Origin of the sequence: Mobilisporobacter senegalensis (assembly GCF_003752155.1) — a bacterium.
GTDB lineage: Bacteria > Bacillota > Clostridia > Lachnospirales > Lachnospiraceae > Mobilisporobacter > Mobilisporobacter senegalensis.
Genome location: NZ_RJVG01000003.1, coordinates 250,054 through 265,329, shown reverse-complemented (window position 1 = coordinate 265,329; position 15,276 = coordinate 250,054). Strand labels below are relative to the sequence as shown.

At 33.5% G+C, this 15,276-nt stretch carries 13 protein-coding genes; all 13 read left to right on the top strand.

The genetic code is table 11. From position 1 onward, the window contains the following. The first annotated feature begins 88 nt into the window (after window positions 1–88). The 13 genes from alaS (at window position 89) to proB (ending at window position 15,248) form a co-directional block, all read left to right on the top strand. Window positions 89–2,728 (top strand): alanine--tRNA ligase, encoded by a 2,640-nt coding sequence (gene alaS / locus EDD66_RS06615; RefSeq protein WP_123608769.1) that lies wholly within the window; start codon window positions 89–91, stop codon window positions 2,726–2,728. A 193-nt stretch (window positions 2,729–2,921) separates the two neighbouring features. After that, window positions 2,922–3,098, top strand: coding sequence for a 30S ribosomal protein S21 (gene rpsU, locus EDD66_RS06610; protein WP_033166800.1), 177 nt, complete (start codon window positions 2,922–2,924; stop codon window positions 3,096–3,098). Between the two features lie 191 nt (window positions 3,099–3,289). Beyond that, complete coding sequence (locus EDD66_RS06605; RefSeq protein WP_243115316.1) at window positions 3,290–3,655, top strand: YabP/YqfC family sporulation protein; 366 nt, start codon at window positions 3,290–3,292, stop codon at window positions 3,653–3,655. A gap of 35 nt (window positions 3,656–3,690) precedes the next feature. Further along, window positions 3,691–4,932 (top strand): sporulation protein YqfD, encoded by a 1,242-nt coding sequence (gene yqfD / locus EDD66_RS06600; protein ID WP_170164270.1) that lies wholly within the window; start codon window positions 3,691–3,693, stop codon window positions 4,930–4,932. Continuing rightward, complete coding sequence (locus EDD66_RS06595; RefSeq protein WP_123608767.1) at window positions 4,907–5,938, top strand: PhoH family protein; 1,032 nt, start codon at window positions 4,907–4,909, stop codon at window positions 5,936–5,938. The genes yqfD and EDD66_RS06595 overlap by 26 nt, the downstream gene beginning before the upstream one ends. Before the next feature lie 15 nt (window positions 5,939–5,953). Beyond that, complete coding sequence (locus EDD66_RS06590) at window positions 5,954–7,234, top strand: HDIG domain-containing metalloprotein (RefSeq protein WP_123608766.1); 1,281 nt, start codon at window positions 5,954–5,956, stop codon at window positions 7,232–7,234. 9 nt (window positions 7,235–7,243) lie between these two features. After that, window positions 7,244–7,738 (top strand): rRNA maturation RNase YbeY, encoded by a 495-nt coding sequence (gene ybeY, locus EDD66_RS06585; protein ID WP_123608765.1) that lies wholly within the window; start codon window positions 7,244–7,246, stop codon window positions 7,736–7,738. A 53-nt stretch (window positions 7,739–7,791) separates the two neighbouring features. Next, window positions 7,792–8,868, top strand: coding sequence for a DUF3048 domain-containing protein (locus tag EDD66_RS06580; RefSeq protein ID WP_123608764.1), 1,077 nt, complete (start codon window positions 7,792–7,794; stop codon window positions 8,866–8,868). Window positions 8,869–9,001: 133 nt separating this feature from the next. After that, the gene (locus EDD66_RS06575) at window positions 9,002–10,633 is read left to right on the top strand and encodes a putative polysaccharide biosynthesis protein (RefSeq protein ID WP_123608763.1); all 1,632 of its coding nucleotides are present in this window, start codon (window positions 9,002–9,004) and stop codon (window positions 10,631–10,633) included. Between the two features lie 113 nt (window positions 10,634–10,746). Beyond that, window positions 10,747–11,394, top strand: coding sequence for a BofC C-terminal domain-containing protein (locus tag EDD66_RS06570; RefSeq protein WP_123608762.1), 648 nt, complete (start codon window positions 10,747–10,749; stop codon window positions 11,392–11,394). Window positions 11,395–11,487: 93 nt separating this feature from the next. Further along, window positions 11,488–12,735 carry a BaiN/RdsA family NAD(P)/FAD-dependent oxidoreductase gene (locus EDD66_RS06565; RefSeq protein ID WP_123608761.1) on the top strand — a complete coding sequence of 416 codons (1,248 nt, stop codon included), beginning with the start codon at window positions 11,488–11,490 and terminating at the stop codon, window positions 12,733–12,735. A gap of 26 nt (window positions 12,736–12,761) precedes the next feature. Next, complete coding sequence (locus EDD66_RS06560) at window positions 12,762–14,372, top strand: NAD(P)/FAD-dependent oxidoreductase (protein WP_123608760.1); 1,611 nt, start codon at window positions 12,762–12,764, stop codon at window positions 14,370–14,372. A 27-nt stretch (window positions 14,373–14,399) separates the two neighbouring features. Beyond that, on the top strand, window positions 14,400–15,248 hold the full coding sequence (gene proB, locus EDD66_RS06555) for a glutamate 5-kinase (protein WP_123608759.1): 849 nt from the start codon (window positions 14,400–14,402) through the stop codon (window positions 15,246–15,248). Window positions 15,249–15,276: the final 28 nt, after the last annotated feature.

Here is a 15,276-nt window from a genome sequence, read left to right as displayed (position 1 = left end):
CTAGCAATATATACGTATAATTTACGATGTAGAAATACTAATTTGTAAAGTTTTAACTTTATATATGATACTTAGGAGGCAAATAATAGTGAAACAGTACGGACTTAATGAATTAAGAAAAATGTTTTTAGATTTCTTTGAAAGCAAAGATCATCTTAAAATGAACAGTTTTTCTTTAGTTCCACATAATGACAAAAGTTTATTATTAATTAATTCAGGAATGGCACCTCTAAAGCCATATTTTACAGGACAAGAGATACCACCAAGAAAGAGAGTAACCACTTGCCAGAAATGTATTCGTACTGGAGATATTGAAAATGTCGGTAAAACAGCTCGCCATGGTACTTTTTTTGAGATGTTGGGTAATTTTTCTTTTGGAGATTATTTCAAGAATGAAGCAATTGCCTGGTCGTGGGAATTTTTTACAGAAGTAGTTGGGCTTGATCCAGACAGACTTTATCCGTCTGTATATGAAGAAGATGATGAAGCTTTTGATATATGGAATAAAGAGATCGGAATTGCACCGGAGAGAATCTTCCGTTTTGGAAAAGCAGATAATTTCTGGGAACATGGAGCTGGTCCTTGTGGTCCATGTTCAGAGATTTATTACGACCGGGGTGAAAAGTATGGTTGCGGTGAACCAGGATGTACCGTAGGTTGTGAATGTGACCGTTATATTGAAGTATGGAATAATGTATTCACTCAGTTTGAAAGTGATGGTAATGGTAATTACACAGAACTGGAACAAAAGAATATTGATACAGGTATGGGGCTTGAGAGACTTGCAACAATCGTTCAGGATGTTCCATCTATTTTTGATGTAGATACAATTAAAGCGTTAAGGGATAAAGTATGTGAAATTGCGCATATAACATATCAGGAAGATGCAAATAAAGATATCTCAATTCGATTGATTACAGATCATATCCGTTCTGTTACATTTATGATTTCTGACGGTATTATTCCATCTAATGAAGGAAGAGGATATGTTCTTAGAAGATTATTAAGACGTGCAGCACGTCATGGCAGATTACTTGGTGTTGAAGGAAGATTCCTTGCAACCCTTAGTAAAACTGTAATTGAAACTTCAAAAGATGGTTATCCTGAATTAGAGGAGAAGAAAGATTATATTTTCAAACTATTAACGATTGAAGAAGACAACTTTAATAAGACAATCGATCAAGGTTTAAATATCTTATCTGAACTTGAAGAAGAACTTAACAAATCAGATGGAAAAGTATTATCTGGTGAAGATGCATTTAAATTATATGATACCTATGGATTCCCTCTGGATCTGACAAAAGAAATTCTTGAAGAAAAAGGATTCAGTGTTGATGAAGCTGGATTTAATGAAGCTATGAATGTCCAAAGACAAACAGCAAGAAATGCCCGTAGCACAACTAATTATATGGGAGCGGACGTTACCGTATATCAGCAGATCGATCCATCGATTACATCTGAATTTGTAGGTTATGATTATTTAGAATATTCCTCAAAGATCTTAGTATTAACAACTGAAACTGATATTGTAGAGGAATTGATTGCAGGTCAGGAGGGAACAATCATAGTAGATGAAACTCCTTTCTATGCAACAAGCGGTGGTCAGGTTGCGGATACTGGTATTATTAAAACTACGAATGCTGAATTCATTGTAAACGATACAATTAAACTTCAAGGCGGTAAGATCGGACATGTTGGAGTGGTAACGCAAGGTATCTTTAAACTGAATGAGAATGTTACTTTAGTGGTTGATAGTGAAAGAAGAATTGCGACCGGCAAAAATCATAGTGCGACTCACCTTTTACAAAAAGCTTTAAAAACAGTCCTGGGTCCTCATGTCGAACAGGCTGGTTCCCTTGTATCAAGTGAACGTTTACGTTTTGATTTCACTCATTTCTCCGGATTGACAAAAGAAGAAATCGAGAAAGTAGAAGAAATTGTTAACCGGGAAATTATGGCTGATTTATCAGTAAAGACAGAGCTTATGACAATCGATGAAGCGAAAAAGACGGGAGCTATGGCACTGTTTGGTGAAAAATACGGTGAAACTGTCAGAGTTATATCCATGGGAGAATTCAGCAAGGAACTTTGTGGCGGTACTCATGTAAGGAATACAGGTTCTATTACCACTTTTAAAATATTGTCAGAGACTGGTATTGCAGCTGGTGTGAGAAGAATTGAAGCATTGACAGGTACAGGTGTATTTGAATATTATAGAGAAATTGAAAAAGAATTGAATATTGCAGCAAAAATTGCCAAGACAGAACCGGCTGAATTAACGAAGAAGATCGAAGCATTACAGGAAGAGGTAAAAGCACTTCATTCTGAAAATGAGAAATTAAAGAATAAATTAGCCAAAGATGCACTTGGTGATGTTATGGACCAGGTGGTTGATGTGGATGGAGTAAAATTACTGGCTGCTAAAGTCCCTGACATTGATATGAATGGACTTCGTAATCTTGGGGATCAATTAAAAGATAAATTAGGAGAAGGAGTAATCGTTCTTGCATCTACAATGGAAGATAAGGTGTCACTTCTTGCAATGGCAACAGATGGTCCAATGGCAAAAGGTGCTCATGCAGGTAATCTGATCAAAGAAATCGCATCTTTCGTTGGAGGTGGCGGCGGTGGACGCCCTAATATGGCTCAGGCCGGTGGTAAAAATCCAGCAGGAATTGATACTGCAATTGGTAAAGTAAGCGAGATATTAAAAGGCCAGTTAAAATAAGAGCTAAATAGAAAAGGTATATTTTTTAATACTAATTCTATTTAGGACAAAATTCTTGTATAAATATAGTAAAAATAGTTGACGAATTAAAAATTTATGCTATAATCTTAATAGTGCAATTCAAAAATACCCAAACAGTTGTATGAGTTGTTTATGCACAATACACAACTGGAGGGAGGTTAGGTGTGAGACTATGTCAAATGTTATCGTAAAAGACAATGAAACTTTAGATAGTGCTCTACGTCGATTCAAGAGAAACTGTGCAAAGGCAGGTATTCAACAAGAAATACGTAAAAGAGAGCATTATGAAAAGCCAAGCGTAAGACGCAAAAAGAAATCAGAGGCTGCTAGAAAACGTAAATTTAAATAATAGTTTTGGTAAGCTTAGATGGTCCTTAATCATTTTTATGATTAAGGACTTTTTTAATTTGTATAAAGTTAGCCTCTAAAAATATTCTAAAAGAATTACTATTATCATAAATTATTAATAGTATACTATAAAATTTTCTGAACTATATAGAAGGAAATCTGTATAATTTATCAGAAATAAAGAGGTTATTTATGAAGAAAAAATTCAAATCTAATCATGATAAATTTAAAAAATCAAACAGCTCTATCTACAGTCAATTCGAGAAATCCATGAAAAAGACCAGCCCAGTTGAAAAAGAAAATTATCTGGAAACACTTTCTAGCCAGTTGAAGCTTCCTGCAGATATATTAGCAGGAGCTCCTATTGTTACGGCTACAGGGAGAAATCAAATCTATGTTGAAAATTATAAAGGAATTATAGAATATACAGGAAAAGTTATAAAAATACAAACAAAGCTTTGTAAAGTGTGTATTGAAGGAAGTAATTTAAATATCGACTATTATACCAATGACGAGATGCAGATTTCTGGGATTATTAATACAATTAGTTATAGATAATACAGGCTACTGGTGTGCAAGAAGGAGGGAAAGTTTTGCTTATTAAATTATTAAGATGGTTCTCCGGTTATCTGTTAGTGGAAATAAAAGGATATTCACCGGAACGATTTATAAATTTATGCAGTAATAATAACATATTGATCTGGAAGCTAAAAAAAATATCCACGGGATATGAATTTTATATAAGCGTAAAAGGGTTCAAGAAATTGAGGCCCATTGTAAAAAAAACGAGAACAAGGCCTTTTATTATAAAAAGATTTGGCTTTCCATTTTTAATGAATCGGGGCAAAAAAAGAAAATTCTTTTTGATAGGGATTTTTTTATGTGTGATCATATTATATAGCTTGTCCCTATTTATTTGGGATATCAGCATAGAAGGGGAGTATACCAATACAAAAGAAGTGATTTTAGAATATTTAGATAGCCAGGGAGTTTATAGTGGTGTTTTAAAAAGAAATGTCAATTGCCAGACAATTGAGGAAAAGCTCAGGAAACAATATGTAGATATAGGATGGGTATCCGCAGAAATCAGAGGCACCAGATTATTATTAAAAATTACAGAAACCAATATATTAGATATAAAAGAGAAAAAAGAAGAACCTCACCATATTATAGCGACCAAAGACGGTATCATTACATCCATTGTTACAAGGAAAGGAACTCCTAAGGTTAAAATCGGTAGTATTGTTAAAAAAGGAGATATTATTGTATCTGGAATTATAGAAATAATACGGGATAATACAGAAATTATTAATAAAGAGGTGGTTCCCTCTGATGCGGATGTGAGAATGAAAACGGTATATAATTATAACGACTCACTACCTCTGGATTACATAAAAAAAGATTACACATTAAAAACAAAAAAAGGTTATGCAATTAGCATATTCAACAGAAAAATTATTTTATATAAACCTTTAAAAAGGTATAATAAATATGATATAATTGTAAATGATAATAATATAAAATTGGGTGAAAATTTTTATCTGCCTGTTATTTTTCATGTGACTGAATATAGAGAATATCTTGAAGATAACAGTATATATTCTGAAGAAGAAGCAAAAAAAATAGTACAGGATAAATTAGATCTTTTTATCAGTAAATTGACCGATAAAGGAGTAGTTGTTATTGAGAATAATGTGAAAATAGCAATAAAAAAAGATACTTGTATTGCAAGTGGTAAAATAATTGTTGAAGAAAGTGCAATAAAAGAACAAGCAATTGATGATAGTGAGTGGAGGATTACTGAAACAGATGAGCTTAGTGGAGACGATAATTGATATTCCTACAGAACATGAAAGAAATTTATTTGGTAAGTTTGATGAATATATAAAAATTATTGAAAGAACCTTGAATGTTACAATTGTAGCTAGAAACGGTGAAATTAAAGTAATTGGAGAGAATAGTAATATAGTAAAGGCAAAAAGCGTATTTGTACAGCTTATAGAACTCTCAAAGAGAGGGAATGAGATAACCGAGCAAAACGTCAACTACGCTTTATCTTTATGCCTTGAAGACAAAGAAGAAGAAATTATAAAAATTGATGAGGATCTTATCTGTCATACTATTAGCGGAAAGCCGATTAAGCCAAAGACCCTGGGACAAAAAGCATATGTGGATCAAATTCGTAAGAAGATGATTGTTTTTGGAATTGGACCTGCCGGTACAGGTAAAACATACCTGGCAATGGCAATGGCTATTAACGCTTTTAAGAATGATGAAGTAAGCAAAATTATATTAACAAGGCCAGCGATTGAAGCAGGAGAGAAATTAGGATTTTTACCGGGAGATTTACAGAGTAAGGTCGATCCATATCTGAGACCCCTTTATGATGCCCTATATCAGATCATGGGCCCGGAAGGATATTTAAAGAATACGGAAAAAGGGCTTATTGAGGTAGCGCCTTTGGCATATATGCGTGGAAGAACCCTTGATAATGCTTTTATTATTTTAGATGAAGCACAGAATACAACACCTGCTCAGATGAAAATGTTTTTAACCCGTATCGGATTCGGCTCAAAGGTGATTGTAACAGGTGACTTAACTCAAAAAGATTTGCCAACAGGAGCTACTTCCGGACTTGATAGTGCAATCCGGGTTTTAAGTAAAATTGATGATATAGGTTTCTCATATTTAACAAGCCAGGATGTTGTGAGACATCCTCTTGTTCAAAAAATCGTAAAAGCTTACGACGCATATGAAGACAAACATCAAAAGAATGATGATAAAAAGAAATACTTAAAAGGGAATAAGCGTGTATTAAAAACAAAATATAATAAACAATGATTGGAGTTTAAATAGATGGAAGATGTACAAAAGAATCCCCCTGATACCGGGAAGTATCTGAGGCAGATAGCAAAAATTCTTTATCTGTTAACTATCTGTGCCGTAACTATAACGGGGTTTTTAAATAAAGATGATTTATATGAAATATTAAAATTTAATTTACTATCCATTGTATTAGTAACCATTTTAATATTCTATGCGAAAGAGAATCGTGTAAGATTTTTAGACAATTCAAAGAATCTTTTTATAGTTATAGCATCCTATTTATTTTCTCTGGCATGTATTATGCTTTCCTTCAAATTTAATATGTATAATCTATGGTTGATAGGGCCAATGGTCATCGCTATGTTAATTGATGCTAATTTTGGTCTTAGCTTTCATTTGCTTTTTTCCTTTATGTTAAGCGTAAATGCAGACCGATCCATTGACAGTCTTATGTATAATTTTATTTTAGGAGCAATAGGTTGTATTTTATCAAAATATATTTTAGATGTTAAGAAAATTGGTTATGCTCTTGTTATATTTCTTTCTTCTGATATAACTCTGATCGTTATTATGAATAATTTTATGACACAAAATACAATTGATAATAATATAGTGTACTCTGTGATCAGCGGTATAATGCTATTTGGGATTGCTTTTATGGTATCAAGAATCTACGAAAAGAATAATAAGAATAATACAGAACAAATAATCCCAATGAAAGAGGAAACAGAAAAAGAAGAAGCAGAGAAAGTGGTCGCTTATCCTGATGATACATTAAAGGTATGGAAAGAAGAAAGATTAAATGAAATTTTAGATGAAAATCATGAACTATTATTAAGGCTTAAGGAATTCTCAAAGAAATTATATGAAAGATCAAAATATATCAGCGATATATCTTATGGTGCGGCAGAAAAAATAAATGCAGATGAAAAACTTACAAGAGCCGGAGGAATGTATAGCAAGATTGGACGGATTATCGGTAAGGATTACATAGTAGATGGTGTGAAATTATTAGAAGAATATCAGTTCCCGGAGGATGTAATTGATATTGTGAAACAACATAATTTAAAATTTGGAAACCCTGAATCAAAAGAAGCAGCTATTGTCATGATTACAGATAGTATTATAGCTTCCATGGATGCAATGAAGAGTATGAAAGAGTCAAAGAATATTTCTAACAGTAAATTAATTGACGGCATATTTTCATTACGTTTATCGAAGAACAATTTTGAAGAATCCGGATTATCAAATGAAGAGCTTAAGATCTTAAAAAAATATTATATTGATGAATTCATGCAGAGTAATAAATAGGGAGAGATTATGACATTTAATTATGAATATGAAACAGATATAGAACTGGATTGTGATTACAGAGAAATTATGACGAAAGTCATAAATGAATCTATAGATTATGAATCTTGTCCGTATGAAGTGGAAGTAAATTGTATATTGACAAATAATGACGAAATAAAAGTTATTAATCAAGAGTATCGTGGAATCGATCATCCTACGGATGTATTATCTTTTCCAATGATCGAATATAATATGCCATCTGATTTTAATGGTTTAGAAGATTCCAATGACAATTTTAATCCGGATACAGGGGAATTACTTTTAGGGGATATTATTATATCTGTAGAGAAGGTAATGGAACAAGCAGCATTGTACGGTCATTCTGTTGAAAGAGAGTTAGCTTTCTTAACTGCACACAGTATGCTTCATTTATTTGGTTATGACCATATGGTGGATGAAGAAAGACTTATTATGGAGAAAAAACAGGAAGAGATATTATCTTTCCTGGGCTTTACCCGATAATTAGGATGTACTGATAATAGATTTATTACTTGTTAAATTTAGAGGAGACTAGGATGAAGAAGATTAAGATTGTACTGATTTTACTAATGATTGGAATCACAATCATTGGTTGTGGAAAGAAAAAAGAGGTTGTTGAGGAAAATACGGAGGTAGTAACACAACCGCCTGTCATAGAAGAACCAGTGGAAGTAGTAGAAACTCATGAAGATGAAGTGCTGAGTGATCTAACAGGAGACTGGATAAACAAAGAGAATGAGAACAAACGACCATATGCTATCGTATTTAATAATATAGAATACGCCTCTCCACAAAGTGGTATCGGTGATGCGGCCATTCTTTATGAAGCGTTAGTAGAAGGCGGTATTACAAGATTAATGGGGATATATGAAGATTTTAATTTAGAACGGATTGGATCTGTCCGCAGTGCAAGACACTATTTTGTAAGTTTTGCAGATGAATATGATGCTATTTTTGTACATTACGGTCATACGAAATATGCAACCGCAAAGATTGAAAGTTTAGGAGTAAATAATTTGAGCGGATTATCCGGAATAGGAACTACAGTTTTTTATAGGGATAACGGAATCAAAGCTCCTCATAATGCATTTGCAAGTACCAAAGGGATTCTGGAAGGTACGAAAAAACTTGGTTATCGAACAGAACATAAAGAAGATTTTGAAACAGGTCACTTTAACTTTAATAAGGAAGATACAGATATCAATACAGACGCAGTGGCTGATAAAATTACATTAAAATATTCTAATATCACAACACCGTATCTGGAATATCACAGTGACGATAAGCTTTACTACCGTTATCAATATAATACTCCTCATATTGATAAAATAACAGGAAAGCAGCTTGCATTTAAGAATATTATTATTCAATTAGTAAAAGAGTGGAATATTGATAAAAATGGATACCAGACCATGGATATTGAAAATTCTTCTGGGACAGGCTATTATATAACAAATGGTAAAATGAAAGAAATTACATGGCAGAAAAACGAAGGTACAAAGAAGATGCATTATTATGATGCTGATGGTAAAGTACTTTCCATTAATCCGGGAAAAACCTTTATCAGCGTGTATCCTAATGATAAAGTGGAAGGATTAAAGTTTACAAACTAAGAAGTATCATTAAAAATTTAGTGGCAGGTAACCTTAAAATGTGGTATCATATTTTGAGGTTATCTTTTATGTTATGAAAAATCTTACATGATTGAAAATACGTTTCACTTTATACGAATGATAGGAGAAAAATATGAGCCCATCAAAAAAGAAAACGAATGATTTTCTTGTGCAAGGAAGTATTTTAGCTGCAGCATCTATTATCAGCCGTTTAATCGGCCTTATATATCGAATTCCAGTTATGAATATTATTGGCGATAGTGGAAATGCAGACTATAGTAATGCATTTGAAATATATAATATAGTATTAATATTATCTTCTTTTAGTCTTCCTCTTTCTGTATCTAAATTAGTATCGGCGAGAAATGAAAAGAAAGAATACATAAATTCTTATCGGATATTTTTATGTGCAATGGCATTTGCAGTATTTTCTGGAATCCTCTTTACTTTGATATTATATTTTGGTGCAGATTTTTTTGCATCTTATATGTTTAAAATGCCAAGTTCAGCCATTCCATTAAAAGTATTGGCGCCAACAGTGTTAATCAGTGCTGTTATGGGAGTTTTAAGAGGATTTTACCAGGGAAAGAAAACTATGATTCCTACTGCATTATCACAAATCCTGGAACAAATTGTAAATGCAGTAGTAAGTATTGCTGCTTCTTATTTGTTCATGAAGAAATATAGTGCTTCCCCTAATATAGAAGCTTATGGAGCTGCAGGCAGTACTTTAGGTACTTGTCTTGGTGCACTTGTTTCATTGGTATTCCTTGGATTCATCTTTATAGCTTATAGACCAACATTGAAAAAACAATTCAGACGTGATACAGAAAGTATCATTATGCCTTATAAAAAGATATTTACTTTACTAATGATTACCATTATTCCGGTAGTTCTTAGCCAGACAGTATACAATATCAGCGGAACTATTGACAGCTCTTTGTTTGGTAATATATTAGCAAGGCAAGGGGTAGTTGAAGATACCAGAAAGACTATGTACGGAGTATACTCAGGTCAGTATCGTTTGTTAACCAATTTACCTATTGCTATTGCATCCGCATTAGCAGCATCCATGGTACCAAGCATTGTATCTGCTCATGCCAGAAAAGATAAGGAAGATTTAACGGAAAAGATAAAGTCATCCATTCATTTTAATATGTTGATTGCATTTCCATCTGCTGTAGGTATGACTGTATTGGCAAAACCGATCATATCATTATTATTTCCCAATTCCAGTGGAATGGCAGCTAATCTATTAGCAACTGGTTCTATTGCCATTATTTTTTATGCTTTATCTACAGTTTCCAATGCTATATTACAAGGGATCAATCAAATGAAAATACCAGTGATACATTCTGCAGTATCTCTTGCAATTCATGTAGTAATTGTAATTTTAGCATTACAGGTTTTCAATATGGGGACTTATGGTCTGGTGCTTGGAAATGTAACTTTTGCACTGATTGTATGTATCTTAAATTGGATATCCATTGGGAAGCATCTTAATTATAAGCAGGAATTAAAAAAATCATTTATCATACCCGCAATTAGTTCGATAATCATGGGAATCATAACCTGGCTGGCATATCAGGGAATTTATCTGTTGATTAATAGTAATATGATCAGCACATTATTATCGATTATCATTGCCATTATTGTCTATTTTATAGCTTTACTATTATTAAAAGGTGTGGATATGGAAGAGTTATATAGCTTTCCTTTAGGAAGAACATTATCCAAAATTGCCATGAAATTACATTTATTATAATTTTAAATGTTTTATTTATAAAGGGGTATCCCAAATAGGGAACCCCTTTTATATTCCTAAATGTATAGAGTTTCTAAAACTAGTTCATAATATATGCAAAAGGAGTGATTTTCATGAAAATGAAAAAAGCATATATTATAATTACCAGTTTATGCGCAATAATAATATTGTTTTCAGGCAGTTATTATTTAAGTTATAAAGCAGCTTTAGAGCAGTTTAATAATAATGCGACACAAAAGGATAGTCAATTAGTAAAGACCGTGGAGGAAAACAAACTGGAAAACCAGGAAGAGGTCATGGAAGTTGATTATGTCGTGGAGACAGTGAAACCAAATACAAAATATACATTAGAAACCTATAATGTGAAAGAAAATTCTTTTTCTAAAGAAATCCTTGGTACTCCCGATTTTCTTATCGGATTGACCAGAGAAGAAATCATTACTTATCTGTCAAATTATATGAAAGATGTGCCTATAGAGGAATTTGAGAAAGGTTTGATTTCCTACGAATTAGTTTCCTTTTCCAGCAAGGAAGTAGTATTAAGAAAAACTTATAATAGTGATAATATAAAATATAAATATTATCTGGTAGTTTTAGATGGCTATATCACAGTATACTATAGCGATAAAAAGACAGTATATGAATATACAGATATCGAACTTACAAACTTGTCTGAAGAGGAGCAGAACAAACTGGTTGACGGTTATTATGTAAAAGATCAGGAAGAACTATATGGCATATTAGAGGGATATACAAGTTAAACTTTAATAAATCTCTTGAAATTAAAGACCATTATAGTTAAAATGTAGTTATTATATTGGGACGTTATATAATTACATTTGGAGGAATGGATTTTGGCATCAGACATAATTGTTGTAGGCGGTGGTGCTTCCGGCCTGGTTGCCGCAATTGCAGCTGCAAGGGCAGGAAGAAAAGTCACTATTTTAGAGCATAAAGACAGAATAGGGAAAAAAATATTAGCGACAGGGAATGGGAAATGCAATTATACAAATTTGCATCAGGAACCCTCTTGTTATCGTGGAGAAGACCCAGCATTCGCCTGGAACGTTATAAACGATTTTGGAGTAGAAGATACGATTACTTTTTTTAAGGAATTAGGAATCTATCCAAAAGAGAGGAATGGATACCTGTATCCTAATTCGGAACAGGCTTCTGCTGTCCTTGACGTTTTGCGTTTAGAACTTGAGTTTCTTAATGTAGAAATTATCTGTAATGAACATGTAAAATCGATTCAGAGCATAATAGATAATAAAGGGAAACCTGATTGCAAGAATATATTTCGTATAAAAACAGACAGTAATACTTATGATACCCACAAAATCATATTAGCCACAGGCGGTATGGCATCTGGCGATCTTGGTTCGGATGGAAGTGGGTATCTTTTAGCAAAACAATTGGGACATACTATTGTTCCCGTAGTTCCGGCTTTGGTTCAATTAAAATCAAAGGAATCTTATTTTAAGGCCCTGGCAGGAATAAGAGTGCAATCAATGATTACTCTTTTTATTGATGGTAAACAATATTCTAAAAATCAGGGTGAACTTCAGCTCACCAATTATGGTGTATCGGGTATTCCTATCTTTGAAATTAGCCGTTATGCTTCCAGAGCCTTGGAGCAAAGAAAAAAAGTGCACTTGATCGTAGATTTTCTTCCTGGAATTGAATCTGATGAACTGTTTCGCTTAATTGAAGAAAGAGTATCTTTGAATGGTTATAAGAATGTAGAAGAACTTTTTATCGGACTGTTGAATAAGAAACTTATTTTCGTAATTATTAAAGAAGCAAAAATTGATTTAAACAAACTATCTATAAAATTAAACAAAAAAGAAATAAATGAATTGGTAAATACCATAAAGAATTTTAAAGTCTCTGTATATGAAGCGAATTCTTTTGGGAACGCTCAGGTAAGCGCCGGTGGAGTCAGCACTGAAGAAGTGGATAATCATACCATGGAATCAAAGCTGGTACAAGGCTTATATCTGGTTGGAGAACTATTAGATATTGACGGAACCTGTGGAGGATATAATCTTCAATGGGCCTGGTCCAGCGGCTATATTGCAGGTACAAATGCAGCAAAGTAATTTTTTATTTGGCTTGGAGGCTAAAAATGATTCGAATAAACCAGTTAAAACTAAATATCAGTCATTCAAAAGAAGATTTGGAGAAAAGTATCATAAAAATTTTAAAGATTTCTCCAAAAGAGCTTCTTGAATATAATATAGTAAAGCAATCTATAGATGCCAGAAAAAAGAATGAAATAAAATATATCTATAGTGTGGATGCAGTGATCACCAATGAAGACAAAAAGTTACAAAATTTAAAGAATAGCAACGTCACAATTGCTAAAGATAATACATATCAGTTTGTTGCAGATGGTGAAGAAAAAATGAAATCCAGACCTGTTATTATCGGTGCCGGTCCTGCAGGGCTCTTTTGCGCCTATATGCTGGCAAAAGAAGGGTTTATGCCTTTGCTTATTGAGAGAGGGGAAGAGGTATACAAAAGAGTAGATACCGTAAATCACTTTTGGATGACGAATGAGCTTAATACGGAATCCAATGTTCAATTCGGAGAAGGTGGTGCAGGTACTTTTTCAGATGGTAAATTAAATACCCTGGTAAAAGATCAGGCAGGACGTAATCGTAAAATATTAGAGACTTTTGTAGAATATGGAGCTCCATCGGACATTCTTTATCGTCATAAACCTCATATTGGAACAGATCAGTTAAGAGATGTTGTAAAGAATATGAGAGAGGATATTATTAAATCCGGTGGAGAAGTTCTATTTAATACAAAGGTAACAGACTTTTTTATTGAAGATGATCGGATATCCGGCGTAGAAATTGAAACAAGAGAGACTGGAACCAGTCGGATTTTAAAAAAAGCCATAAATAGTAATATTATAGTAGTTGCTATTGGACATAGCGCCAGAGATACTTTTGAGATGATTCACAAGAGAGGACTGGCTCTAAGTAAGAAGTCCTTTGCTATTGGCGTTAGAATTGAACACCCACAAAAATTAATTAGTCAGAATCAATATGGAGATAATTATTCAAAATTACCACCGGCAGAGTATAAATTGGCCCATCAGGCAAAGAATGGCAGAAGTATATATTCTTTCTGCATGTGTCCAGGCGGATTTGTAGTTAATGCATCATCTGAAACCGGAAGAATTGCCACAAATGGCATGAGTAATTATGCACGGGATGAAGCAAATGCCAATAGTGCAATGATTGTATCTGTTACACCAGAGGATTTTGAAAATGTCTCTCCTTTGGCAGGAGTCCGTTTTCAACAAAAATGGGAAAGCATGGCATATCAGGCAGGGAAAGGATTTATTCCGATACAATTATTTGGTGATCTGGTCCAGAACAGAATCAGTTCAACCCTTGGTAATATTACACCTAATATAAAAGGAAATTACACCCTTTCAAATTTGACAGAATGCTTGCCAAGATTCATTACGGATACACTGATTGAAGGGATTAATGCATTTGATCAGAAAATACAGGGATTTGCCAATGAAGAAGCGGTTCTTTCAGGTGTAGAAACAAGAACTTCTTCCCCTATCCGTATATTACGGAATGAACTCTTAGAAAGTAACATTAGAGGAATCTACCCTTGTGGTGAGGGTGCAGGTTATGCCGGCGGTATTACATCCGCAGCTATGGATGGAATAAAAGTAGCGGAAGCAATCGCACATAGATATCGGCCATAGAAATTCCCTTCAGGAAGGATAATAAAGATGAATAGAGAAGTATTAAAAGAGAAAAAGAGAATTGTAATCAAGATAGGTTCCTCATCCCTGACTCATGAACAGACTGGAAATTTAAATCTTGCAAAGATGGAAAAATTAGTTCGGGTATTAACAGACTTAAGAAATCAGGGAAAAGAGGTAGTATTGGTTTCTTCCGGTGCCATTGCAGTTGGAAGAGAAGCAGTTGGAATTAAAGAAAAACCTAAAAAAACATCTGTAAAGCAGGCTTGTGCTGCGGTAGGACAGGCAAAACTAATGATGGTCTATCAAAAACTATTTGCAGAGTACAATCAATTAACGGCTCAAATTTTGATGACGAAATATACAATGATCAATGATATCAGTCGTAAAAATGCAAGGGATACTTTTGAAGAATTGTTAACTTTAGGGGTCATTCCCATTGTAAATGAGAATGATACTGTTTCTACAGATGAATTAGAGTTTGGAGATAATGATACATTGTCTGCAATTGTTACTGCTTTAATCCAAGGTGATATCCTGATTCTTTTATCAGATATTGATGGACTTTATACCGATGACCCTCATAAAAATCCTGAAGCAAATTTTATCGAATATGTTGAGACCATTGACGAAAGCCTGGAAGCTATGGGTAAAGGTTCTAATAGTATGGTTGGTACCGGCGGAATGGCCACAAAAATATCAGCTGCCAGAATAGCAACGAATTCCGGTGCCGATATGGTTATTGCCAACGGAGATAAAGTATCAGTGATTACTAAGATCATGAATGGCGAAAATATTGGTACTTTATTTCAAGCACACAAAGATGAAAAATTTAAATTAATTAATTATATAAGTACCAAACAGTATTCACGATAAGCAGGTGTTCATGCTATAATGACATTAC

What these genes read in the sequence shown, in the direction of transcription:
- EDD66_RS06590 (WP_123608766.1), top strand. Translation starts at nt 5,954, where the DNA reads ATGGAAGATGTACAAAAGAATCCCCCTGATACCGGGAAGTATCTGAGG.
- EDD66_RS06575 (WP_123608763.1), top strand. Translation starts at nt 9,002, where the DNA reads ATGAGCCCATCAAAAAAGAAAACGAATGATTTTCTTGTGCAAGGAAGT.
- EDD66_RS06570 (WP_123608762.1), top strand. Translation starts at nt 10,747, where the DNA reads ATGAAAATGAAAAAAGCATATATTATAATTACCAGTTTATGCGCAATA.
- EDD66_RS06560 (WP_123608760.1), top strand. Translation starts at nt 12,762, where the DNA reads ATGATTCGAATAAACCAGTTAAAACTAAATATCAGTCATTCAAAAGAA.
- EDD66_RS06580 (WP_123608764.1), top strand. Translation starts at nt 7,792, where the DNA reads ATGAAGAAGATTAAGATTGTACTGATTTTACTAATGATTGGAATCACA.
- proB (WP_123608759.1), top strand. Translation starts at nt 14,400, where the DNA reads ATGAATAGAGAAGTATTAAAAGAGAAAAAGAGAATTGTAATCAAGATA.
- EDD66_RS06595 (WP_123608767.1), top strand. Translation starts at nt 4,907, where the DNA reads ATGAGCTTAGTGGAGACGATAATTGATATTCCTACAGAACATGAAAGA.
- ybeY (WP_123608765.1), top strand. Translation starts at nt 7,244, where the DNA reads ATGACATTTAATTATGAATATGAAACAGATATAGAACTGGATTGTGAT.
- EDD66_RS06605 (WP_243115316.1), top strand. Translation starts at nt 3,290, where the DNA reads ATGAAGAAAAAATTCAAATCTAATCATGATAAATTTAAAAAATCAAAC.
- rpsU (WP_033166800.1), top strand. Translation starts at nt 2,922, where the DNA reads ATGTCAAATGTTATCGTAAAAGACAATGAAACTTTAGATAGTGCTCTA.